Source organism: Helicobacter pametensis ATCC 51478 (assembly GCF_000518225.1).
GTDB classification, from domain to species: Bacteria; Campylobacterota; Campylobacteria; order Campylobacterales; family Helicobacteraceae; genus Helicobacter_G; species Helicobacter_G pametensis.
The window spans coordinates 83,060-107,980 of sequence record NZ_JADE01000008.1 but is presented as its reverse complement, the minus strand read 5'-3'; the positions used below and the strand labels follow the sequence as shown (position 1 = coordinate 107,980).

The 24,921-nt window shown below is 39.6% G+C and carries 22 protein-coding genes and 1 pseudogene; 11 read left to right on the top strand and 12 right to left on the bottom strand.

Annotated features, from left to right (window positions below; all coding sequences use genetic code 11):
• Positions 1-23: 23 nt before the first annotated feature.
• On the top strand, positions 24-2,717 hold the full coding sequence (gene polA, locus T391_RS0102540; RefSeq protein WP_027327025.1) for a DNA polymerase I: 2,694 nt from the start codon (positions 24-26) through the stop codon (positions 2,715-2,717).
• Here the strand turns inward: polA and T391_RS08375 are convergent, their stop codons facing one another.
• Both T391_RS08375 and nusA read right to left on the bottom strand, forming a co-directional pair.
• Positions 2,718-4,376 carry a phosphoethanolamine transferase gene (locus T391_RS08375; RefSeq protein WP_051420547.1) on the bottom strand — a complete coding sequence of 553 codons (1,659 nt, stop codon included), beginning with the start codon at positions 4,374-4,376 and terminating at the stop codon, positions 2,718-2,720. It lies immediately after the preceding gene.
• Positions 4,377-4,380: 4 nt separating this feature from the next.
• Complete coding sequence (nusA, locus tag T391_RS0102530; RefSeq protein WP_027327024.1) at positions 4,381-5,499, bottom strand: transcription termination factor NusA; 1,119 nt, start codon at positions 5,497-5,499, stop codon at positions 4,381-4,383.
• 147 nt (positions 5,500-5,646) lie between these two features.
• On the opposite strand from nusA, the gene T391_RS0102525 reads away from it, so the two are divergent.
• The 7 genes from T391_RS0102525 to T391_RS0102495 all read left to right on the top strand — a co-directional run bounded on the left by T391_RS0102525 (position 5,647) and on the right by T391_RS0102495 (position 11,385).
• Positions 5,647-5,886 (top strand): HP0268 family nuclease, encoded by a 240-nt coding sequence (locus T391_RS0102525; RefSeq protein ID WP_027327023.1) that lies wholly within the window; start codon positions 5,647-5,649, stop codon positions 5,884-5,886.
• Between the two features lie 2 nt (positions 5,887-5,888).
• Positions 5,889-7,202 (top strand): tRNA (N6-isopentenyl adenosine(37)-C2)-methylthiotransferase MiaB, encoded by a 1,314-nt coding sequence (gene miaB / locus T391_RS0102520; RefSeq protein ID WP_027327022.1) that lies wholly within the window; start codon positions 5,889-5,891, stop codon positions 7,200-7,202.
• A complete protein-coding gene (locus T391_RS0102515; RefSeq protein WP_027327021.1) occupies positions 7,199-7,864 on the top strand; it encodes a lysophospholipid acyltransferase family protein in 666 nt (221 codons plus the stop codon). Before miaB ends, T391_RS0102515 begins: the two co-directional genes overlap by 4 nt.
• A gap of 47 nt (positions 7,865-7,911) precedes the next feature.
• Positions 7,912-8,865 carry a hypothetical protein gene (locus T391_RS0102510; RefSeq protein ID WP_027327020.1) on the top strand — a complete coding sequence of 318 codons (954 nt, stop codon included), beginning with the start codon at positions 7,912-7,914 and terminating at the stop codon, positions 8,863-8,865.
• Positions 8,862-9,383 (top strand): hypothetical protein, encoded by a 522-nt coding sequence (locus T391_RS0102505; protein ID WP_027327019.1) that lies wholly within the window; start codon positions 8,862-8,864, stop codon positions 9,381-9,383. The genes T391_RS0102510 and T391_RS0102505 overlap by 4 nt, the downstream gene beginning before the upstream one ends.
• Complete coding sequence (locus tag T391_RS0102500) at positions 9,380-9,922, top strand: hypothetical protein (protein ID WP_027327018.1); 543 nt, start codon at positions 9,380-9,382, stop codon at positions 9,920-9,922. The genes T391_RS0102505 and T391_RS0102500 overlap by 4 nt, the downstream gene beginning before the upstream one ends.
• A gap of 86 nt (positions 9,923-10,008) precedes the next feature.
• Positions 10,009-11,385: a major outer membrane protein gene (locus tag T391_RS0102495; RefSeq protein WP_027327017.1), complete on the top strand. Its 1,377-nt coding sequence runs from the start codon at positions 10,009-10,011 to the stop codon at positions 11,383-11,385.
• A gap of 90 nt (positions 11,386-11,475) precedes the next feature.
• On the opposite strand, the gene T391_RS0102490 is transcribed toward T391_RS0102495, so the two are convergent.
• Both T391_RS0102490 and dnaG read right to left on the bottom strand, forming a co-directional pair.
• The gene (locus T391_RS0102490) at positions 11,476-12,525 is read right to left on the bottom strand and encodes an argininosuccinate synthase domain-containing protein (RefSeq protein WP_027327016.1); all 1,050 of its coding nucleotides are present in this window, start codon (positions 12,523-12,525) and stop codon (positions 11,476-11,478) included.
• On the bottom strand, positions 12,522-14,132 hold the full coding sequence (dnaG, locus tag T391_RS0102485; protein WP_027327015.1) for a DNA primase: 1,611 nt from the start codon (positions 14,130-14,132) through the stop codon (positions 12,522-12,524). Before dnaG ends, T391_RS0102490 begins: the two co-directional genes overlap by 4 nt.
• Before the next feature lie 150 nt (positions 14,133-14,282).
• On the opposite strand from dnaG, the gene T391_RS0102480 reads away from it, so the two are divergent.
• The 3 genes and pseudogenes from T391_RS0102480 to groL all read left to right on the top strand — a co-directional run bounded on the left by T391_RS0102480 (position 14,283) and on the right by groL (position 17,525).
• Positions 14,283-15,179, top strand: coding sequence for a glycosyltransferase family 8 protein (locus T391_RS0102480; RefSeq protein WP_158654380.1), 897 nt, complete (start codon positions 14,283-14,285; stop codon positions 15,177-15,179).
• A 425-nt stretch (positions 15,180-15,604) separates the two neighbouring features.
• Positions 15,605-15,871: pseudogene (groES, locus tag T391_RS0102475) on the top strand (co-chaperone GroES); the annotation flags it as partial.
• A gap of 16 nt (positions 15,872-15,887) precedes the next feature.
• The gene (gene groL, locus T391_RS0102470; RefSeq protein ID WP_027327012.1) at positions 15,888-17,525 is read left to right on the top strand and encodes a chaperonin GroEL; all 1,638 of its coding nucleotides are present in this window, start codon (positions 15,888-15,890) and stop codon (positions 17,523-17,525) included.
• 35 nt (positions 17,526-17,560) lie between these two features.
• Here groL and T391_RS08370 read toward each other — a convergent pair whose 3' ends face one another.
• The 8 genes from T391_RS08370 to T391_RS0102430 all read right to left on the bottom strand — a co-directional run bounded on the left by T391_RS08370 (position 17,561) and on the right by T391_RS0102430 (position 24,916).
• Positions 17,561-18,667, bottom strand: coding sequence for a glycosyltransferase family 2 protein (locus tag T391_RS08370; protein WP_027327011.1), 1,107 nt, complete (start codon positions 18,665-18,667; stop codon positions 17,561-17,563).
• Complete coding sequence (locus T391_RS0102460; protein ID WP_027327010.1) at positions 18,664-19,608, bottom strand: alpha/beta fold hydrolase; 945 nt, start codon at positions 19,606-19,608, stop codon at positions 18,664-18,666. The genes T391_RS08370 and T391_RS0102460 overlap by 4 nt, the downstream gene beginning before the upstream one ends.
• The gene (locus T391_RS0102455; protein WP_027327009.1) at positions 19,580-20,563 is read right to left on the bottom strand and encodes a glycosyltransferase family 2 protein; all 984 of its coding nucleotides are present in this window, start codon (positions 20,561-20,563) and stop codon (positions 19,580-19,582) included. The genes T391_RS0102460 and T391_RS0102455 overlap by 29 nt, the downstream gene beginning before the upstream one ends.
• 43 nt (positions 20,564-20,606) lie before the next feature.
• Positions 20,607-20,864 carry a 30S ribosomal protein S18 gene (gene rpsR / locus T391_RS0102450; RefSeq protein WP_027327008.1) on the bottom strand — a complete coding sequence of 86 codons (258 nt, stop codon included), beginning with the start codon at positions 20,862-20,864 and terminating at the stop codon, positions 20,607-20,609.
• Between the two features lie 11 nt (positions 20,865-20,875).
• The gene (locus T391_RS0102445) at positions 20,876-21,352 is read right to left on the bottom strand and encodes a single-stranded DNA-binding protein (protein WP_027327007.1); all 477 of its coding nucleotides are present in this window, start codon (positions 21,350-21,352) and stop codon (positions 20,876-20,878) included.
• A gap of 15 nt (positions 21,353-21,367) precedes the next feature.
• Entirely contained in the window at positions 21,368-21,874 is a 507-nt protein-coding gene (gene rpsF, locus T391_RS07710) for a 30S ribosomal protein S6 (protein WP_051420546.1), read from the bottom strand.
• Between the two features lie 76 nt (positions 21,875-21,950).
• Complete coding sequence (holA, locus tag T391_RS0102435) at positions 21,951-22,946, bottom strand: DNA polymerase III subunit delta (RefSeq protein ID WP_027327006.1); 996 nt, start codon at positions 22,944-22,946, stop codon at positions 21,951-21,953.
• Positions 22,947-22,969: 23 nt separating this feature from the next.
• Positions 22,970-24,916 carry an RNB domain-containing ribonuclease gene (locus T391_RS0102430; RefSeq protein ID WP_034583551.1) on the bottom strand — a complete coding sequence of 649 codons (1,947 nt, stop codon included), beginning with the start codon at positions 24,914-24,916 and terminating at the stop codon, positions 22,970-22,972.
• Positions 24,917-24,921: the final 5 nt, after the last annotated feature.

The window sequence follows — 24,921 nt, the reverse complement described above, 5'->3', positions numbered from 1 at the left end:
TCTCAAACACAAAAAGGATTTTGATGCGAACCCTCACAATCATTGATACATTTGGTTTCTTTTTTAGGAGTTTTTATGCACTCCCTCCATTGAGAAATTCAGAAGGTTTTCCTACAAGCCTTCTGCTAGGATTTGCCAATCTCATCCATACAATCTACAAGGAACAAACCTGTGATTATCTTGTCTTTGCCCTTGAGGGGGGAGGGATCAATCATCGCAAAAAACTTGACCCAAACTACAAGGCCAACCGCTCACCAGCTCCAGAAGAACTAAGACTTCAGCTTCCCATCGCAATCGAGTGGATTACTAAAATGGGGTTTGAGAATCTTTCATTTGAAGGATATGAGGCTGATGATGCTATTGCTTCACTGACACATTGGGCCAAAGATCAAAATATGCTAGTCAAGATCATCAGTCACGACAAAGATCTCTATCAGCTCATCGACGACACAACATTCCTATATGATCCGATCAAAAAATGCGAGATTCGATCACAAGAATGCATCAGCAAGTGGGGAATCAGCCCAGAAGATTTCATCCATTTTCAAGCTCTTATTGGAGATACAAGTGACAACATCCCAGGCATCAAGGGCATTGGCAACAAAACTGCTCAAAAACTCATCAATCACTACCACACCCTTGAAGCCCTATATGATGATCAAGAACACTTAGAATCACTCGTCACAAAACGCCTTGCAACGCTGATTAGAGAGGGCAAAGAAGCGGCTTTTAGAAGTCGTGATCTTGTGACCTTGCGCAAAGACCTTATTCAGAGCTTCACCCCCACTCCCTTCCCTAAAGACAATCCCCTCAAATGCATCTTGCCAGATTTGGTGCGCTTTGATTTTGAGCGCCTTATCCTCAAAGTCAAAGGACAAAGTCCATTTGGTTTCAAAAAACCTTTTGATCAAGACTATGGACAAAAAAAAGTCCAATATAGCCCCAAGCCTTTTACTTATCGATATCATCTACTCACTTCACTAGATGAAGCACTCAAGATCCTACAATCTCATCCTATAGAATCTAGAATCGCATTTGATTGCGAGACTGATGGATTAAATATTCAAGAATCTCAAATGGTGGGCTTTAGCTTCTCCCTTGATGGAGTGGATGGCTATTATGTGCCATTTGCGCACGATTATCTTGGAGTCAATACTCAAATTTCAAAAGATGAAGCCAAAATCCTCATTCAAGAAATTTTCAAACACCCAATCATTGGACACAATCTCAAATTTGACTACCTCATCACCAAAAATAATTTTGATCTTTTGCCACAAAATCTCATCTTAGATTCTATGGTTTTGGCTTGGCTTGAAGATAGCAGCTCTCCTGTGGGACTTGATAGGCAAATGTTTAAATGGTTTGATCACAAAATGATTGCCTTTGAAGATGTGGTATCAAAGGGACAGCATTTTGGCCAGATCCACCTTGAAGATGCTGCAAAATATGCAAGTGAAGATGCTGTTGCTACTTATCAACTTTTTCATTTTTTGGAAGCAAAACTCAAAGACATACCCCATCTTCTCAATCTTGCTCATACATTGGAATTCCCCCTTATTCTCACACTTGCAGAAATGGAAAATCAAGGGATCAAAATCGATATTGCATTTTTTGAAAAGCTCAAAAATCAAGTCTCTCAGCTGATTTCAGAGTGCTCAAGCAAAATTTACACACTAGCCAATGAAGACTTCAATCTCAATTCCCCACAACAGCTTTCAAATATTTTATTTGAGAAGCTCAAGCTCAAAGGAAGCAAGCAAGTCAAAGGAGGATTTAGCACAGAAGAAAAAGTGCTAGAAAAATTGATCAATGATCACCCCATCATTCCTGAAATCTTGCAATATCGAGAGGCTTATAAATTGCGCAATACCTATATCGAGCCTCTACTTAAGCTTGTCGATACCCAACATAAAATCTTTACTTCTTTTTTGCAAACTGGGACAGCCACTGGACGCTTGAGCTCCAAATCTCCAAACCTCCAAAACATTCCCGTGCGCAGCGAGGCTGGACGAAAAATCAGAGAAGGCTTCATCGCTCAAGAAGGATGCGTTTTGCTAAGTGTTGATTATTCACAGATTGAGCTTAGGCTTTTGGCTCATTTTAGTCAAGATCCTAATCTAACCCAAGCTTTTGAAAGCCATCAAGATATCCATACACAAACAGCACTCAAAATCTTTGGAAATAGCGATGATTCCAAACGCGCTATTGCCAAAAGCATCAATTTTGGACTCATCTATGGCATGGGAGCCAAAAAACTCTCAGAAACACTAAAAATCCCTCTCAAAGATGCCAAAAGCTATATCGAAAGCTATTTCACCTCCTTCCCCACGGTGAAAACTTTCCTTAAAACTCAAGAAGAAAATATCCTCTCTCAAGGCTATGCTCAAACCTTGCTTGGACATCGAAGATATTTTAATTTTGACACAGCAACAGACTTTCAAAAGTCCAATTTTTTACGCGAAGGAATCAATACAATCTTCCAAGGCAGTGCAGCCGATCTCATCAAGCTTGCTATGAATGCAATCCAGCAGCACATTCAAAACACACCGATCAAAATGCTTTTGCAAGTCCATGATGAGCTGATTTTTGAGCTTCCAGAGAGTGGGGCTAGAGAGAAGGGGGAAGAGATCGCAACCATTATGAACTCTATCTACTCTCTCAAAGTCCCTCTAGAGTGCGGAATCTCCATAGGACGAAATTGGGCTGAACTCAAATAATCAGTGATAGAGTGCTTTTTGATTTTTGAGCTCTTTGTCATAGTCCTTGCCTTGAGCTCCACCAACGATTCTCTTACGAGAGGCATTGAAAGCATCATTGATGATGCTGCGTGTAGGATTAAAGTCTTGAGTTTTGATCCCTGCAATATCCAAAATAGTATGAATCAAGTCATCAGTCATATAAGGGCGATTGATAGCTTTTTTGATGCGCTGATATAACTCTGGATGCTTTTGGATAAAGAGATCAGAAACATAAATCATAAAGGGAATCTCAACCATAAAGCGACTGATTTTATCATCAGAGTGCCCTACAAAATCTCGGTAATCATAAACTTCTTCTCCATGATCGGCAAGGTAAATTACAAGCGAATCACTAGATGAAAAAGATTTAAAAATCTCACTGACCACATAGTCATTGTAAAGCACGGCATTTTTGTAGCGTGCAATTGTTCGATCTCTTAGATTGAATGTCCTATCATTAAAATAAGCAAAAGATTGGGGATATCGATTCCCATAGCTCGCATGTGCACCCATCAAATGAAAAACAAAAAATTGAAAGGCTTTTTTGGAATCAGGTTTAGCAAATTCAAGCAGTCTTCCATCATAAAATACTTCATCAAAATTTCGCTTATATTCAGAAACAAAATGTGCTTCTTGACTTAAGGATGCAATGGCCCCTATTGGTCCCCCATGTGTTACATTGAGTTGATTGGAAACCCAAGTAACCCAGTAGCCATATTGTCTAAATAAACTTACAAGATTCTCTTGTAAATACCAAGGCTTCTCTGAATTTTCAACATTTGAAAATGTTAAAACATTTTTTAAAGAGAGTGTTGTTTGGGCATGCGGTGAAATCACATCAGAAAATACAAAAAGATTTTTGTTTATTTCAAAAGTAGAAAGCAAGGGTGTCGTAGGATCAAAAAATCCATAAATTTGCATATATCCTCTCTGAGTTGATTCCCCCAAAATTAAAACTAAATTTTTAATCTTTTCTGTTGAAGTAAGGGAAGTGGCAGATACTGTTTTGAATGCAAATAGCTTTTGATATTCTTTGAGAGCTTTTTGAGCCTCTTGCAATTCATGCAAGGCTCGATAAAACTCGCAACCTTGACGCATCGGAGTCATAAAAGTAAAGGTATTGCGATATTGGCAAGAAGCAAAATTTGGAACCAGTAAATAAATCTCATAAATCCAAGCAAAAATTCCCAGAAAAGCTAAAATTTTAAGACCGACAAAAGGAAGGTGTACTTTTTTAAAAACCAAAAATCCTACCCCTATACCAACAAGACTTACACAAATGGCCCAAATAATCTTTGCGCCATAAAGCTCAAAAAATGACATTGCCTCACTTGGGTTGGTTTCCAAAAGTGTTGCAACCATTGCTCCGCTCAAAGGAGTTTCAAAAATCCAAAGACAACATAAATCAATTACAAAACAAAGCGTTGAAATCAGCAAAATAATGTAGCACATTATGTAGCCAGCTTTTTTTGCCCCATAACATACATAAAAAAGAGTGGCCAACATCGCCCAGCCTACAAGCTTTGCAACAAAAATTGAAATAGAAAAATTTTTCCCTATAGATGTTAGACCATAAACAAGAAAAAAGAGAAAACTTACATACAAAAAAGCTTGGATAAAAAAACTCCTGTCTTTCATGACTCTATGCTTTAAACAAAGATTCCAAGGCATCAAGTCCCATTTTCTTGCCTTCTTCTGCTGGGAGATTGCCCTGCTCAAAAAGCTCTGCTACGCCCACTTCTTTGATCTCAATCTCACACTGTGTTAGCATCGATGCAAGACGGATATTGACGCCATTCTTTCCGATGGCTTTGGATTTTTGATCACTTGTGAGCGTGACGATGGCTTTCTTTTTGTCTCCATTTTCTTCGATTTTGACACTTGAAACACTTGCAGGAGACAAAGATTTGGCGACAAACAGCTCCAAGGGCTCACAGTATTCTACACAATCGATATTTTCTCCATTGAGCTCTTTGCTCACAGCATTGATTCTCACTCCCTTTGTCCCCACAGTCGATCCAATAGGATCGATCTTGGGATTTTGTGTAGAGAGAGCGATTTTTGCTCGATCCCCCGGAATCCTCGAGCATCCCTCGATCACCACTTCTCCATCCTTAATCTCTGGCACTTCCAAATGCAAAAGCTCGATCAAAAACTTAGGTGTTGTGCGTGAGAGTTCGATTTGCATCCCTCCTTTGGCAAATCGCAGATGTTTGAGCACACAAGAGACAGTATCGCCTACTTTGAATTCCTCTCCTTTGATTCGATTTTTCTTACTCATCACCCCTCGGATCTCTTCGATCTCAATGTAAGTATTCCCCTCATCATCTACCCTCACAACTTGTCCACTGACGATCTTTCCAAGCTTGGCTTTTAATCGCTCATAGAGCTTGTCTTCAAGCATTTTTTGCAAGCGAATCTCAAGCATCTTAAACAGCATATTGATCGCATTTCTGCTCATATTCTCAAGGCTAATCTCATATTTGAGCTCATCCCCGATATTTAATTCTGCATTGAGTTCTTTGGCCTTGCTAATCCCCATCGAATTGAGATCTTCCTCTCCATCCTCACAAATCACAACTTTCTGAAATAATTTAAGTGTCCGCTCTCTCTCATCGATCTCTGCGCTAAACACAGCCTCAGAACTGAGTTCATCTGTCGCGATTTTGACCAAACATTCCTTGACCAAATCAATCACAAGATTTGACTCAACACCTTTTTCATAGGCAATAAGCTCTACAATATCTAGCATCTTTTCCATCTTCTTCCTTATGACAGCTATAAACTTTGGGATAACTAATTTGCTTTTGAAGTTTGCTTGAGATTATAGCAAGCTTTTGGCTTCAAACTTTGAGATCCAAAGAGTATAATACGCGATTCAACTAAACTCATAAGCTAAAGGAATGATATGGACTTCAAACTTGCCAAGCAAAATCTCCAAGACAAAAGTGAAAAAATCACACTCAAACAAATTCAAGAAGCCGCTCAAGATGGAGAGAAAATCTTTTATTTTTCCAATGAAAATCAACACAAAGATCTCCTTAAGCTTGCCGAAACATTCCAAAAAAGTGGCAGGAGCGCTCATTTGAGAGAAGCCAAATTTGGGCTTGATGAAAAAGAATACATCTACGAACTACACATCATCTAACAATGAATACCAAAAAACTCTATATCGAAACCATGGGTTGTGCGATGAATAATCGCGATAGCGACCATCTCATCGCTGAACTCAGAGAAAAAGAAGGTTATGTTTTGACTGATCAGGCACAAGAGGCAGATTTGATCCTCATCAACACATGCTCAGTGCGCGAAAAACCAGAGCGAAAGCTTTTTTCTGAAATCGGTCAGTTTAATGCCATCAAAAAACCTCATGCCAAGATTGGGGTTTGTGGATGCACAGCAAGTCACCTAGGAGAAGAGATCATCAAAAAGGCTCCGAGTGTGAGCTTTGTTTTGGGTGCAAGAAACATTAGCAAGATCACCCAAGTCATTCATCAAGATAAAGCCGTAGAAGTAGATACAAACTTTGATGACAGCACTTATATGTTTTCAAAAAACACCAATCCAGATATCAAAGCACTTCTAAATATTTCTATTGGTTGTGACAAAAAATGCACATATTGCATCGTTCCGCACACACGAGGCAAAGAGATCTCCATCCCCACTCAAATGCTTCTTGATGAAGCACAAAAATTGGCCCAAAATGGTGTCAAAGAACTTTTGCTTTTGGGACAAAATGTCAATCATTATGGGACACGATTCTCAAACCCTCACAAACCCACAAACTTCACTCAACTTCTTCGAGAGCTTTCTCAAATCGAGGGGATTGAGCGTATTCGCTTCACTTCCCCCCATCCACTCCATATGGATGATGAGTTTTTGGAAGAATTTGCAAGCAATCCAAAGATATGCAAAAGTATCCACATCCCTCTCCAAAGTGGATCTACAAAAGTTTTGCGCGAGATGAAGAGGGGCTATACGCAAGAATGGTATCTTGATAGAGTGCAAAAGCTCAAATCCCTAGTGCCTCATGTGGGAATCAGCACAGATATCATCGTTGCTTTCCCCACAGAGACAGAAGAAGATTTTGAAGAGACGATGAAAGTCCTAAATCTTGTCCAATTTGATACACTCTATAGCTTCATCTACTCACCCAGACCACACACAGAAGCTCAAAATCTTCACAACCCAATCTCTAAAGAAGAAGCCTCCAAAAGATTGGCTACACTTCAAGCACGCCACAAAGAAATACTAGCCCAAAAAGCTAAGCAAGAGATTGGAAGCATTCATTCTGTTTTGATTGAAAATCATCGTGACCAATCCCCCTACATTTGGAGCGAAGGAAGGAGTGATACAAATCGTCTTATCAAGATTCCCGACCAAGTCCTCCCTCTTGGATCAATCGTCTCAATCAAAGTCACACATCATGAGGGTGGTAGCCTAAGTGGCGAACTGCTCTCATGAAACGATTCAAAAAAAAACTTCTTCTTTTTTTGGCTCCTCGCCTGCTCTATGGCTGGCTTTGGGTGATCTACAAAACATCCAAAAATCACTTTCATATCCCGCAAAATGCGATTGAGGGGAATTTCATCGCAACCTTTTGGCATGGTGAGATCCCTATGCAGGGCTATTTCTATCACCAAATCCTCACCCAACTCCACCAAGATCACAAACACTTTTGCTATGGAGTGCTCATCAGCGAGCATTCTGATGGAGAAATAGCAGCAAGACTTTATGAAATGTATGGTTTCACTGGCATTAGGGGATCAAGCACACGCGGAGGAGTCAAAGCCCTCAAAGATGCCTTGGGAAAGCTCAAACAAGGATGGAATATCGGTCTCACTCCAGATGGACCCAAGGGTCCCTATCATTCCATCGCCAAAGGAGCGATCAGTATGGCAATCAAAAGCCAAACTAAAATCATCGGTTTGCGTGTGCAACCTAGACATTTTTGGCAACTCAAAAGCTGGGATCAGATGAAAATTCCCAAACCCTTTGGGATCATTGACTACTATGTTTTGCCTCCATTGTGGCTAGATCCTAATCTCTCAATGGAAGAAAATCAAAACATTCTCAAAGCCTATTTAGAACAAGATCTTCCACTCAGTAATTCTAGAGAGGAATAATCCTTGCTTATTGCTTGGATATCTTTATAAATGAAGGACGATTTGCAGTGTTTGGCTTGATTAGAAAACTTTATTCTAAAATCTTTATAGGAATTCATCTTGACAAAGACACTTGCCATGTCAATATCATTCGCACCAAAAATGGAAAAATCAGACAAAACATCAAGACCCAAACCAAACTGATTAACAACACAATTTCTATGGAGACGCTCAAATTGATTCATTTTTATCGCAAGCGTCATCCTTTTACATTTATTGGCATGATGAGCAAAACCCCATATCAAGGAGCGATTCCCTCAGTCGATCCTCAAGATTTCATCCAGCATCAAGTCAATATCAAACAGAATGATTTCATCACATTTCAGACTTGGAGTGCCTATATCGACAAATCTGCTTGCGGGGCACTCACACATCAAATCAAAGAAATCGGGCCTCTAGATTGCCTGTTTTCACCCTTTATTTTTATTTTTATGCAAGCCCAAAAATACCCAAGACTAACGCTCTATGTGCTCCAAGAAAAAGAATCTCTCTCTCTAGCAATTGCTGATCAACAATGTCTTTACACAGGAAAGACATTTATACTTCAAGATGGAGATGCTTCATTTGAACTTCAATCCAGCCAAAGCAGTATTTCTTCTCTTGATCGCCTTTTGGAAAGCCTCAATGAAGATATTGACAAACTCGATTCCAAAGAGATCTCTAAGGGGGCAAGTGAAGATGAAGAAGGAAGTGATGAGGCAAGACAATCAGAAGAGCTCAATGATTTTGTTCGTGCTACATCTGTTGTGCAAATCTTAGAGGAAAACATCCAGACATATTACAAAAGCAATCAAAGCTCTTTTATCCATGAAATCATCTTCTTTGACACCTATGGAATCACTCCAGATGCGATTCAATACATCCGAGATACTCTGCTTATTGAGATGCGTGTGATTCCATTTTCTCCAGCAGAAGAGATCTCGACATTGATGTTCAAAGAGCACCAAAGGAATCAATTATGAAATTGAGCTTCATCACCCCCAACAAAAAGTCCATCCTCTCCCCCATCACCAAAGCTTGGCTTATCTGTTTTGTCGCATCTGCATTGATGATCGCTGGGTTTTGGGGATTGCTTGATCTTCAATCTTCTAATTTTATGCGTTATTCTGAAGAATTTGAATCCAAGATCCACGCTCAACAATCCATTCAAAACACGCTCAAAGGACGCCTTGATTTTTTGCAAACCCAGCTTGAAATGCTCCAAACCATCAAAGATCAAAACTCCTCTCTTACAAATGCCATCAAAAATCTCTTTGATCTCATTCCAGAGCAAATCACCATCAATGCCATATCTTTGACAGAAGATGCGCTCACCATCAAAGGGATCACCCCCTCCAAAGAGCTCTATATCTTCTTGCTTGAAACACCTCTAAAGGCAATTTTTTCAGATAGTAGAGTTGACTTTTTTGTATTGCCTAGTGGGTGGTATAACTTCGTTTCAGTCAGTAAAATCAACCCAATTTACAAAGGCGAACAATGATTGACAAAAGAGAAGAACTTGCAGAGTTAATTATCAAGAATTTGATTTTTATCCCACTTTTTGTATTGTTTGGCTTTTATGGCATCACATTGATTTTGCTTCCAAAGATTCAAGACTTTCAAGACAAAAGATCAGCGGTCAAACAGCAACAGTTTTTTGAACTCAAACTCAAAGAGCAAAATCATCAACTCCAAACACAAATTGATGAGCTCTCACGCAACAATCAAAACCCTCTTGCTTCACTCCAAAAAAATCTTGATGTTACCAAACTTCAAACTATTGCCCAAGAATACTTCAATGCCCCAACAATCAAAGAAATCCAAAACAAAACAGATAAAATTTTTAGCCAAACTCATCTTCAAATAGAGGGGGAAAGCAATGGAATCAAGGCTATTTTTGACTTCATCGAAAAGATCGATCAATTGATGCCCAATGCCTCATTTGCTCTTCCTCTACTGATCCAAAAAGAAGATCCACTGACCAATACATTAAGATTCCAACTTCTTCTCCACACCACTAAACTCACTCCAAGATCATAGTCTTTGTCAAATCCTCTTAAGACTCATCAAGTTTTTATGTTAGGATTTTGGCTCACCACGACTAAAACACGACAAAAGGAGAAAAGATGAAAAAGTTAAGTTACTCGCTAGTCACTTTGGCTGCATTGGGAGCTCTTCATTTTGCTTATGCTGAAGATGGGCAAAACACAGAAGATAAAACTATCCCACCTTCGACCAAAACATCACTTCTAGAAGCTCTTCAAGGGACAACCATCGGTGGTTATGCCTATGGACAAGTCACTTCAATGTTTGGAAGCGACGCTGATGGAACAGCGATGAGACTTAGAACATGGATTGATCTCAATACTGGTGCATACCATGGATTTAGCATCGGAACAGCGATCTATGCTTCTATCGGTGGAAGCTCCCCCAATGGCGGAACCTTTATCAGAAACTCTGGGTTTAGTCCTTATGAGACGATTCCCGTTGGATTGCGATCACTGTATGGACGCAAGACTTTTGAAAGCAGTGCGACAGTGATCACAGCTGGAAAAATCACACTTGCAACACCTTTTTCTGATACAAGTTGGGATTCAGGATATGGGGTTTCTGTGGATAATTATGATGTCAAAGGACTTGGTTTCCACTTGCAAGCATATGGTGCTTGGGCGTTGGATAATGGAAACTCTATCCCTGGATCTTATAATTTTGTCGATAGCAGCCTTGAGGGCAAAGTATCAAGTGGTCTGACTTCAGAGAATGGGTTGTTTATCCTAGGTATCTCTGGAGATCAGAAAGAGTTTGCTGGGGTAGGGTTTGATGTCTGGGCAGCTCATTCAATTGACACAATTGATTTCCTCACATTTGTCGATCTCAATTACACAATCTCTGGACTTACTCTCCAAACTCAAGTAGCAACAACACAAGTGGAAACTTCAAGCAGATATTTCCACTCAACAGATGCAAGCAAGACACTTGATTTATCAGCAAAACTCAGAGGTCTCTACAATCTCCAGCTGACTTACAATTCAAGCGAGCATGGATTCAAAGCTGCAGTAGGATATACAGGAAGCTTTGGAGATGGATATGGCGCATTGCTCAATAATGTGTCTTCTTTCAATATGGGTGGAAAAATCTGGTATGACACACTTAGCTCTGGAGCCAATGGATATGGAATCACTGGTGTAGGAGGATTCAAAAACAAAGATGGCTCTTCCTCTACAATCCAAGTTGCCTATGCTTCTATCGGCTATAAAGGCACTGCAAATCTTTCTTTGGGTCTTGATTATGCATGGGTATCTGGAGATAACAATTATGCACTTATGAAAAAAGGAAGTGCAAACAATCAAAATATGACAAATATGAATGCGACTTTCCATGAAGTTTCATTGTCTATGACTTATGCATTTACAGATAAGCTCTCTATGTCCGTTCTTGGAGGATCAACATTTGGAGATCTTCAAATGGGACGCGCTAGAATGAGACTTAACTACTCCTTCTAATCCTGCTGACGCCCCTCTCTTGGGCGTCATTCTTTTGTGTGCTTTACCCCCCCTTCTCCTCGCTCAAAATATCCCCCACTTTTTGTTTGATTATTTCAAAAACAGATATTTCTGTGCTTCTTGACGATCGAGTGGCACAAGATGATGCTCTCTCTCTCCAATTCTGACTTGATAAGATTGAGAAAGCTCACTTTTACCATATCCAAGCGTGATCCGCCCAGCTAGACACTTATCTGCCTCACTTGCATCTTTTTCCACTAATCCAATAGGACCGTTGCACTCCAATAATTCAATTTTTTCCATCAGAGGATTTTGGATATCTAGCTTTTGATTCTCTTCTTCATTTCTAGCAATGATGCATCGACCCCCATCAGGCAAGACCATATATCTTCCCACCTTGACAAGCTCCACATCTTCAAAAATCATCCCACGATGAGCTTGCAAATCTCTGATTTTAAGTGCCACACTTGTATCTGTGAGCAAACACCCTCCCCCGGGCTTCTCATAATATTTCCACCCATAATTTTTGATCATTTCAAGCTGTCTGCTTCTCCCACGCCCATGCACATCAAGCAACTTCTCTCGATCCACCCATCCCACTCTTTCAGGATATGTCTCTTCCAAAAGCTTGGCACTCATTGGGCGCAAGAGTAACTCATCTAGACTCTTTGGCTTTGCAATCCCATCTCCATCAGGATCAATCAAATGCGCAAATCGCTTATCCTCACCAATCTTTCTCACCAAGATTCGTACTTGATCAAGCGCCTCTTTTCTCTGACTTTTGGGGCGTTGTCCCAATACCTCTCCACTGATAACAAAATCAGCTTTGAGCTCCAAAAGTTTCAAAAATGCATTTTTGAACATATTGGCATGACAATCTACGCAAGGGTTGAAATATTTTCCATATCCATACTTTGGCTTAAATAAGACATCATCAAAAAATTGCTTACGAATATCTACACTGATAAACTCCACCCCAATCTGAGCTGTTGCATTGTGAAAATATTCTAGTTTGCTTTTATTGCCTCCAAAGCCGATATTGAAATTGAGTGCGACTACCTCAAGTCCCTGCTCTTTCAAAAGCTGCATACTGATCAAACTATCACATCCCCCACTAAACAGGGCTAAAACCTTTTTCATATTTCTCCTTTCTGTATTTTTTGAATGAAATTTTTATATTTTGTGATGAGTTCTATCTTTTGCCTATACTCTAGGTTTTTCTCAAAAGGAATCTTTTTGAGTTTTTGCTGATAATCCTTGATCGCAAAATCTCTCACCTGCTTTTTAAAATCATCAAAATCCAAAGCCACGATCGCCTCATTGATCCTAATCCCAAGTAGTGCTGGATGATTCCACTCTTCTTGCAAAATGAGTGCAAACTCTTCAAAATGTCTTTGAAAAGATTGGATCTCCAAAAACTCAATCGCAAAATCCAAAAATTCATGATGCTCCAAAATGCTTTTAATCAACACAAGTTCGGTCAAACTCGCATGATCCACCCTTGCAATAGAAGAGACTTGCTTTTCTCTTCTTGTGCGCACAAGCGAGAGTGGGATTTTAAGCAATCTTGAGAGAAATGCTCGATATTCTTCTTGCAAAAGTGAAGAAAGAGAGTGCAAAAACTCCAAAGATTCTTTAAGTGCTTTTTCTTTTTGTAAAGGATTTTTGAGATCATAAGCTCCCACAATCTGCTCCAAAACAAACTCAACAAATGGAATAGGGGAAGACAAAAGAGATTTGATCTCTTCAATTTTCCCAGCAACAACCATATCTGCTGGATCTGCCCCTCCCTCAAAAATCACAACTCCCCCCTCTCTCCCAGCCAAGAGCTTGGCTGCTTTAAACGCAGCATTGATACCTGCTTTGTCTCCATCATAGCTTACAATCACCTCAGGCTCTCCTTTGCTCAAAAGTGGAAGATGCTCTTTTGTCAGAGCTGTTCCAAGAGTGGCAACGACATTTTTAAACCCTGCCTGATGCATCATAATCACATCGATATAGCCCTCAGCGATGATGATTTGCTTTTGTGCATAGATTGATTCTTTGGCTAAATGATAGGCATAGAGAAGCTTGGATTTGTTAAATACTTTGCTTTGAGGAGAATTGATGTATTTGGCACTATTTTCTCCCATCGCTCTCCCACCAAAACCCACAACTTTGCCACTAGGAGAGTAGATAGGAAACATCAGTCTTTCAAAAAAGCGTGAATACACTCTATCTCTATCTTGTCCCAACACTCCAAGTTCTATAGCCTCACTGCGTGCATTGTGCATATCTGCAAATTTCACGCTCTCAAATCCCGCACCACAAAGGCCAAGATTAAATCTCTCAATACTCTCTCTTGAGATCCCACGGCTTTTGACATACTTGAGTGCTTCCTCTGATTGCAAGAGTTTAGAGTGATAAAACTGGGCAATCTCGTCCAAAAACTTAGAATCTTGTTTTTGTCTCTCTTGGGTATAGGTCAGTGAAAATCCCACCAATGAAGCAATCTTTTCTACAGATTCTGCAAAGCTGAGCTTTTCATACTCCATCACAAAAGCAATCGTATCTCCACTTGCCCCACACCCATAGCAATGATAAATCCCCTTAATCGGACTGACCATAAAGCTAGGAGTCTTTTCATCATGAAATGGACAGCAGGCACTATAATTGGATCCTGCGCGTTTAAGCTGGATGTAATTTCCCAAGATCTCGATGATATCAAGACGAGCCTTGAGCTGTTCGATGGATTCTTTTGTTATCATTGTACTTTCCCCAAGATTTCAAACCAAAAAAGGCATTGTAATGAAAGAAATTCCAATTATGTTTTGTTTCGATCAAAACTATGTGATTCCCGCATCTGTCGCGTTTTACTCACTATTAAAAAACAATACCCCCCCCCCCACACAGAAGAAGTGTATTTCAAACTCTTTGTCGTGCACAATGACATTTCTCACAGCGATCAAGAAAAACTTCAGCTCACCATCAAGCCTTTTTCTCATTTTGCTTCCCTAAGTTTTATCCACGCAGGAGAATATCTCAAAGATATTTGGGAGAAGCTACCAGATAAGCATCATTTTGCTTATGAGATGTTTTACAAACTCATTGCTCCTAGCCTTTTTCCACAATATGACAAAATCATCATTTCTGATGTTGATGTTGTGTTTTTGGGAGATGTCAAAAAAGAATTTTTAGAATTTGATTGTGATGAGAATCACTTGCTTGCAGGAGTTGTAAGCAATGATCCTGATGCTTTTTTTCCCATTCCTTCTAAGGGATACAGAAGCGGATACAAAAGATTTAATGCTCAAGAACTTAAGGCCTTACAATATGGGGTAGATGCCTGCTATCTCATTATCAACTTAAAGCAATGGAGAGCTCACAAGACACAAGAGAAAGCTATTGAGTATTTACAAAATAATTTCCATAAGCTTGTTTTGGCTGAACAAAATGTATTAGCGATTGTATGCGCCAATCATATCAAATCTCTAGGATTGCAATATGGCGCCTCCAATAAATCATGGCTTCATCTAGGAGAATCTTGGGAAAAACTCACACCAAAAATCTACACTCAAAATGAAATCGATGAAGCATGCAAAAATCCTATTCAACTTCATTTTGCAGGAGCAAATAAACCATGGAACACACCTTCTGAACCAAAGTCAGAAATATGGTTCCAATACCTTTGCCAAACCCCATTTTTACAAGACTATCTCAATACTCTTGAGCAAAGGATGTTCAAAAAATTCAAAGAATCTCGCTTTGTCTATCGTCTCTTGAGATTGATCAAAAGAAAGCTGTTGAAATCTTGATATTGATTCCAGACAGCACCACAATCACAAAGCTTTGATTTACTAGAACACTTTCTACAAAGAAAAAGGCGTCAAAAAGGATGGACTATATGAGACTATATTCTTCTAGGAGTTTGATTGGCTACACTTCTTGCATCAAATAGATCATGAACAAATTTAGATCCCCCCCTTACTCCCCATCCATTTTTAAGTGTCCCTAGAATCAAAACATAAAAATTTAAATTTCTTTCTAAGATTTTATTTCAAAAGCGAAAAAATTATAGATTCTTCCAATCTATTGACTTCAAACTAAATAAACTTTAGCTACTTTGGCTAAAGTATTATTAGCCATCTATACTTAGAGTAATTGAAAGTAAATCAAAAATAGTTTAGAATTATGGCACTTAAATCTTTTAAGTGCTATCAAACTATCAAGGAGAATTGAAATGAATTTCAAGCCACTGGGAAAAAGGATCTTGGTTGAAAGACTTGAAGAGGACACGAAAACAAGTTCAGGAATCATCATCCCTGACAATGCAAAAGAAAAGCCTTTGCAAGGAAAAATTGTAGCCATCAGCAAAGAAATCGAAGAGGGGTGCAAATGTGTGGCACTCAATCAAATCGTTGTTTTTGGGAAATATAAAGGCAATGAAATCAAGCTTGATGGAAAAGAATTCATCGTTTTAGAACTTGAAGATGTATTAGGAACTATTTTATAAGGAGCAAACAATGGCAAAAGAAATCAACTTTTCAGACAATGCAAGAAATAAACTTTATGAAGGTGTGAAGCAACTAAGTGATGCAGTGAAAGTGACAATGGGACCAAGAGGCCGCAATGTTTTGATTCAAAAAAGCTATGGAGCACCAGCAATCACGAAAGATGGTGTAAGTGTGGCAAAAGAAGTCGAACTAGCTGATCCGATTGCAAATATGGGTGCTCAACTTGTCAAAGAAGTAGCAAGCAAAACAGCAGATGCAGCAGGTGATGGAACAACAACAGCAACAGTTTTGGCTTATAGCATCTTCAAAGAAGGACTAAGAAATGTCACAGCTGGAGCCAATCCAATCGAAGTCAAGCGCGGAATGGATAAAGCAAGTGAAGCCATCATCGAAGAGCTTAAAAAAGGAAGCAAAAAAGTAGGCGGAAAAGAAGAAATCGCGCAAGTGGCGACAATCTCAGCAAACTCTGATGAAAAAATCGGGAATCTCATCGCAGAAGCTATGGAAAAAGTAGGCAAAGATGGTGTCATCACAGTCGAAGAAGCTAAGGGAATCAATGATGAACTAAGCGTAGTAGAAGGAATGCAATTTGATCGAGGATATCTCTCTCCTTATTTTGTGACAAATAGCGACAAAATGAATGCTCAACTTGACAATCCTTATATTCTTCTAACAGATAAGAAAATTACTTCCATGAAGGATATCTTGCCACTTTTGGAATCAACAATGAAAAGTGGAAAACCATTGCTGATCATCGCTGAAGATATCGAAGGTGAAGCATTGACTACTTTGGTCGTCAATAAACTCCGCGGTGTGCTTAATGTCGCAGCAGTCAAAGCTCCTGGATTTGGCGATAGAAGAAAAGAAATGCTCAAAGACATCGCGATCCTCACTGGTGGACAAGTCATCAGCGAAGAGCTTGGCAAGACATTGGAATCTGCAAGCATTGAAGATCTAGGACAGGCTGGACGCATCGTGATTGATAAAGACAACACAACAATCGTAGATGGAAAAGGAAGTGCTGAAGAAGTCAAAGCTCGTGTAGCACAGATCCGCACACAAATTGAGAGCACAACAAGCGATTATGATAGAGAAAAACTCCAAGAGCGCCTAGCAAAACTTAGCGGTGGAGTAGCGGTCATCAAAGTAGGTGCAGCGAGTGAAGTAGAAATGAAAGAGAAAAAAGATCGCGTTGATGATGCGCTTAGTGCGACAAAAGCAGCTGTTGAAGAAGGAATTGTTATCGGTGGTGGTGCAGCCCTTATCCGTGCAGCCCAAAAAGTCTCTCTTTCACTCAAAGGCGATGAGCAAATCGGATATGAAATCATTCTTAGAGCGATCAAAGCTCCGATGAAGCAAATCGCTGAAAATGCAGGATATGATGCTGGCGTAGTTGTCAATAATGTTGAGAGTGCAAAAGAAGATACTTATGGATTTAATGCAAGCAATGGAGAATATGTGGATATGTTCAAGGCTGGAATCATTGATCCACTTAAAGTCGCTAGAGTAGCACTCCAAAATGCGGTGAGCGTCTCAAGCTTGCTCCTTACAACAGAAGCTACAATCAATGACATCAAAGAAGACAAACCTGCGATGCCCGATATGAGCGGAATGGGTGGTATGGGAGGAATGGGTGGGATGATGTAATCCCCCCCCCACTCCCCTCATTTATCCTCTTTTGTTTAAGAATTCTTTTTTATTTTTTTCAAAATATTTCTAATTCTTGTTCTTGGCTTTAATCTACGCAAAGGAGAGGCATAAACCCACTGATATAAATATCGATACAAATTATTAAAAATAATACAAACAAATGGCAATGCACTTGCAGTCATACAGCGCAATTTGAAGTTTAACTTCTTATTTCGCAAGATCTTGAGTGTCTTATCACAAAGATCATCTGAAATTTCACTCAATATTTCCTCAATTTCTTGCTCCAAATTTTTCTTGCGTTTCAAAACAGAAATAAAATCAAGACTATTCCCTACAATATGCTTCATGCTATTAAAGGCAATATAGGGCCACAATTCTTGCTGAGAAATGATCTTTTTGAGCTCTTTGTGCACAAGAAGGAGATTTTGGAGTTTGAAATCTGATGAAATTGTTTTTCCTCTTGAGAGACTTTCTCTTGAGCTGTCATAAAAATAAAATCTCTTATGACTAAGTCCAACACGGTTAGAAATATAAGCACATCCCAAATTCAAAAGAATATCTTCTCCATAATGGATTTCCTTATGCAATAAATTCTTCAATACAACATCTCGATGAAAAAATTTTGCACAAGCCCATGAATTTCCACTAAAAGCACAAAAATCTCGAAAATACTCGAGTCCACTGATTGTTTCAAAGGATTGAATTTTTCTCTTATGACTCCAAAACACTGGGACTCTATAAATTTGCCTTTTGTTTAGAGGATAGCTTAAACCCCCATAAACCAACATATCTAGCCCCTCTTGATACAAAAGTACTTTGGCATCTCTAAAAAATCCCTGAAAAATATAATCATCACTATCGATAAAAGTAATGTATTCTCCCAAAGCATGTCTTAATCCAAAATTTCTTGCCGAAGAAACTCCCTGATTGTCCTGATACAAAACCTTCAATCGAGCATCTTGATATCTTTGCAAAATTTCTGAAGTATGATCCACACTTCCATCATCAACAACAATCAGCTCAAACTCTCTTTCATTCTGATTTAAAATCGAATCAATACATCGCTGCAATAATTCCGCACGATTAAAAGTAGGGAGTATTACACTCAAAAAAAGCCTAGAAGAGGATGAGCCAATCATTGAGGACAACTCCATATCATCCATTCTCTGATCTCTTGCATCACTTGCTGATTATTTAACTCCAATAATAGCTCATGTCGTGCGCCACTATAAAGACGCATTTGGACATTGTGATACCCTTGAGAAATCAAATGCTTATATGCTTTTTGCACTCCATACCCAAATTCTCCACATGGATCATCATCTCCACTCAAAAATAAAATAGGAAGAGCTGGATTGCAAACCTTGGGATAGGAAGAAAACACTTGTTTAAGACCATTAAAAAGCTCTCTAAATGAATTCAATGTAAAAGAAAAATGATAATCTTCTCTCAACATATAAGGCTGTATCCGATCTAGATCCCTTGTAAGCCACGCATAAGATGGAGCTTGTTTATCTTGTTTTTGAAATTTTTGATTAAAACTTATAAGACTAAGTTTATTCATCAAATAAACTCCTGTTTGATTCCAACCCAAAACCTCAAACATCCGACAAATCCTTGCCCCAAATCCAGCAAAAACATTTGGTGATGGTGTCCCCATCAAAATCAATCCATCCAACTCATCCTCATAAAGCTGCAGATAGCGTCGAGCAAGCAAAGATCCCATAGAATGGCCAAGCAGAATAAATTTAAACCCACAAAAACGATTTTTAAGAATCTGTGTTAAGACCAACAAATCTCCAGCAGCCCTCTCAAATCCATCCTCACCCATCTCACCTAGTCTGACTTCATACTCTCCACTCTTTCCTCCGATACTTTTTCCATGTCCTCGATGATCGCTAATTGCGACTACAAAACCAGATGAGGCTAAAAATTGGGCAAATTCATCATATTTATCTTTTTCTTCAATCATTCCATGGGCAATTTGGACGATCACACCATTAGGAATCTTTGGGAGATAAAGAACAGAATCAATCTCTCCAAAATCACTCTTAAATCTTAAGTCTTCTTTTTGCTGCACCCAAAATTCTCCTACCTAAATTTATGCATCGTATGATCCATATCCTTCTTTTAATCCATTTTTGATACGATACAGTATCCTTACATAAAAATTCTTGCATACGCTCAGAAAACTTGCAAAAATGAGGAGAAGATGCCAGATTTAACCTGCAAGCTAGTTTCTTGGCACGATAGAGATATTCTGCTTCATTGCTATAGCCCATACCTGAATTCCACAAAAAATAATCAGGAGGATTAAAACGATCAAGCAGTCCTCTCTCTTCATAAAACAAATAAATTGCCTCAAACACATCAAGCAAATCATAACTTCTAAAATTTTTATGCTTTTGCATAATGCTACTTGTGCGCTGACGATAGTAGTAGGGTTTGCCAAAATACTTCACAAAACGCTCTGCAAGGGGTGCAACCATATATAAAAACCCCTCATCTTCATAGATCTTTCCCTCCAAAAACTCTACACCGCAGGCATCCAAAAATGATTTTGCAAACATAAATCTCCACACCGCCCCACCAAAACCAATATTGTCAGCTTGAGGGATTAGAATCTGAAACCCTTGGGTTTTTTGAAGAGGCTGTTTGGGTAGTTGCTCAAATCGAACAATATGTTCATTGCAGACAAAATCCACACTGTGCTGAGTAAAAATCTCAACCATCTCTTGAATATATCCTAGATCAAGATAATCATCACTATCAATAAAAATAATCAACTCTCCACAAGCTTGATGCATACCTACATTTCTAGTCGCACTAAGTCCGCGATTTTCTTGAGTTATCAAACTTGCACGCACATCGCCTAGATATTCTTTTGCAATTTGCTCACTTTCATCTGTACTGCCATCATTGATCATAATGATTTCAAGATGCTTATAAGTTTGAGAAAAAACCGAATCTAGACATTCTTTTAAATATGGAGCAACATTATAGATAGGGATAATCACACTAACTAAGGGATTCATAGACTTTCTCATCTAGCCACCCCCCTGACAACTAGATCTAAAATCAAGAGAGTTTGAAGGGGTTTTCGACCACTTTTTTGCGATCGACAATATAGGGGATCAAAGCCATATGGCGTGCTCTTTTGATTGCCTTCTCAACTCTTTCTTGCCATTTTTTAGTATTGCCTGTGAGGCGTCTTGGCATGATTTTATATCTCTCAGACAAAGAATGTTTCAACAAATCAACATCCTTATAGTCAATAAACTCAATCTTGGCTTCCGTGTAGCGACAATAGCGCTTTGAATATTTCTTTTTTTCCATACATTTAACTCCTAAAATGGGATTTCATCATCATCGATATTGATCTCTGGGATATTGCTATGGTGGTTATAGTTTGATTGCTGTGCTACTTGAGGCTGTTGTGCATAAGGAGTCTCATACTGAGGAGATGCATCATATCCTTGCGAGCTAGATTGAGTATCTTGACGGGTATCCATCATCTGCATTGATTCTGCAGTAATGACATGACGCGAGCGCTTAATACCGGTCTGATCAGTCCAGCTCTCATAAGTCAATTTACCCTCGATAAGCACCTTGCTTCCCTTTCTCAAGTATTGATTGGCTACCTCTGCTGTGCGCCCGAAAAGCTTGGCATCCACGAAGCACACTTCCTCTGCTTGTGTCCCATCCTGTCTCTTATAGCGGCGATTTGAAGCTAATCCAATCGTTGCTACAGCACTCCCACTAGGGAGATACCTCAGCTCTACATCACGCGTCAAATTTCCAACCATAATCACTTTGTTAAACATATCCCAACCTCAAATTTACTGCTCTTTGCAAACCTCTTCTTGAGATGCATCATAAGTACATACTCCACAGCATGTCTCTTCTGTTTTTTCAACACTTTGCTCTTCGCTCTTTGATACATCCTCTGCTTTTTTTCTTGGAGGTCTTTGAGCATCATCTTTTCTGAGCGTCTTTTTGGCATATTTTTGTGGATTGTTTGCTTTATCAACAAGCGTTTCCCATGCCTTCTGCTCTTTTTTGTTTTCATACTTCACAACAATGAATCTCAAAATATCTTCATTGATTCGATAAAGTCTTTCAAGCTCCAAGATCAAAGAAGGCTCAGCCTTGAAGTAAATCACGAAGTAATATCCTCTTTGATTTTTCTTGATCTCATAAGCGAGTTGTCTCATCCCCATATCTAGGCATGTTTCAATCTCACCACCATTCTTGACAATCGCTTCTTTAAAGAAATCGATCTTAGACTTGATTTCTTCTTCGACAAGCGTGGGCTTGACGATGAACATCGTTTCATAATGTTTCATAAAAACTCCTTTTGGTTTTAGCCTAACTCCACAAGAGCCAAGCAAGGTCTTTTTATAAAATAAAAAGCCTCGGATTCTATCCTAAAATCGATTGAAGTTTTTGCAAAGCCACGATCGCACCTCCGATTTTGCCCCTGCCTGAAAAAATCTGCAACCTCCACTCAATCATGACTTCAAACACAGCCTTATATTGCCCCTCACGCAAACTCATTGCTTCTCGCACAAGTCCATCAAGAACAAAACTTGGAGGCACATATCCCAGCACCTCCTTTGCATCAACTCTTCCATGCGATCTAATAAAAGCAAAAATCATAAACAACTTATAGAAGTGAGAAGCAATAGCGCTCATCATTCCCATCTCATCCAGCCCCTCTTCTTCAAGTCTTGCATAGATTCCCATCACATTTTTGCGCATCAAAAGAGCACCCAATAGATCCTCGATCTCCACACTCCCCAATGCACTGCACAGCTCCCCAACATCCTTTTCTTCAATCTGACGATCAAAATACACAAACTTTTCAAGCTCTTTGAGTGCGATAGCTATATCTCCATTTTGCATCCCAAGAAGAAAAGACAAACTCCGCATATCAATTTGGATTCCAAGCTCTTTGGCCCTTTGTGCCAGAAGCATCTGACACTCACTTTGATTGGGTTCAAAAAATCGCACCTCAACAACCCTCTCGCCTTTAAACATCCCAGCCATTTCTTTGAAATCTCGTGCATACTCACTAGAGCTTCTAGAATCACTTTTATAAAATTCGATGATGAGTGAATTTTGGGCGTTTTTTTCCAAAGCATTCAAAAAAGCTTGAAGTTCTTTTTTGGACAACTTTTTATCAAGTTTGAGTATCACAAGAGTGCTATCTCCAAAGAGTGAAGACTGCCCCAGCAAATCAAGCACTTGAGAATACTCATAATCACCAAAATAAAATCGCGCAATATTCTCAGGCTCCACACTTTTGGATGCAATTTTTTTAGAATACAAATCAATCCAAAACGCACATTCTCCATATAGCAATGTCGCTTGTGGAGTTTGAGTGGTGAGATATTTATCTAATTGCTGACGATTCAAGCCCTATCTCCATTTATCTTGCATCATACTTTTTGGGCATAGATTCTAGCATTTGCCAAATCTACTTCTACAATCTTTGCCTCCATCTCCCAAAAGCGCTCCACTCTCCCCCTCTCTTGAAGCACGATTTTGGCTCCATTGATTTTCTCCAGTGCTACACACAAGGGCGGATAACACTCATCTATGACGCTCACCTTTAGCTCTTCACCCATATGTGCCCTTGCCCAGTGTGCAAATTTGCGATCTTTATACTCTAGTTCTGCCCTGCCCACCTCTCGCTCCAAATCACTCAAACTCTTAGACAATGGGGCAAAATCTTGGCTTAGATATTCCAATCTCTTGCCTTGATTCAAATACTCTTTGATCACTCGATGCACGCACAAATCACTATAGCGTCGGATGGGAGAGGTAAAATGCGTATAAAACTCAAACCCCAAACCAAAATGCCCCAAATTCTCACTTGAGTATTGGGCTTGATTTTGAGCCTTGATGATGAGCCTATCGATCTCTTTTTGCATTCCCTGCTCTTTTGCCCATTTTTGAATGATCTGAATGCCTTGATGAATATCAGAGTATTTGATCTTCTCAGCAAAGCCTAGCACTCTCACACTCTCTAAAAGATTGAAAAACTGCTCTTCTTTGATCTCTTCATGGACTCTATAGATCCCACAAGTGGGCATAGAATCAAGCATCTTTGCACTCTCGACATTGGCTAATAGCATCGCCTCTTCAATCAGCCTATTGCTCTCCCCCTCACTTTTAGACTCCACACGCTCCAAACTCATCGCATTATTTAGCACCAGCCTGACTTCTTCACCCAAAAAGTCATAACCCTTTTTGAGGCGATTGGATCGACTTCTCTGAGCTAGGGGGAAAAATCCAAGGATACTTTGCCCTAGCTCTTGGGGCAGAGTATGGAGATTTTCACCCTTTAGCCACTCCTCCACTTCTTCATAGTTCAAGCTCCAATGACTGCAGATCAATGCCTCATACACACAAGAATCCACCACTTTGCTATTTTCATCTAGCTTCATCTCCCACACCAATGCTAAGCGATCTTTGCCTTCTTTGAGGGAGCAGATATTCTCACTCAGATTCCTAGGAAGCATCGGAATACTTTTGTGAGGCAGATAGAGACTAAAGCCCCTCTTCTTTGCTTCTCTATCTATAGAGCTATCTTTGCTCACATACTCGCTCACATCGGCAATCGCCACATAAAGCGTGCAAGAAGTAGCATCAAAACAAATCGCATCATCATGATCCTTGGCATCTTTTGGATCAATGGTGCAAAAAGGGAGATGAGTGAGATTCTTGCGCTTAGGATAGAGCTCTGCATAGACCTCATGCCCAAAGCTCTCTGCTAGATTCAAGCACTCTTGTGAAAACTCTTCATCCCTTCCATAACGACTAAGCACGATTTTCTCATCCACGCTCTCATCTTCAAGCACCCCCAAAACCTCCAAAATCTCTCCACTGCGACACTCAATCTCAAGCACAGTATGTGGTGGGAGGGAGCTCAGGGCTTTTTGTTTAGCTTTGAGGGAGTGGATGATGGGCTTATCCTGTGTGCTTTTGAGATCGATCGCACAGATCTTGCCTTTGATTTTCTCCAAATACACAAGGGTTTTTTGAATCGGAGAATACAAAAGACTAACTAATCTTGCTCTTGTGCTTTTTGAAGCGATCTTCACAAGAGCGATATCCCCACTCACAAGCCCTCTCAAACCCCCCATCACCCTAAAATCCTTGGAGTGTGATGGAGAAAAACTCTTCAGAAAAATCAAATCCTTTCTCACCACATCAAGGAAGCCGATCGCAAATCCTTCTTTGAGCTTGAAAAATTTTTCTTTTTTGGTGATGACATCAAGCTTTTGAAGGGCATAAAAAAGAGGATGATGCTTTTTGGGAATCTCTCTAATCCCTACACACAAAAGCTCCAAAAACTCCCTGACTTCCACCTTATTCTCCATCTCTT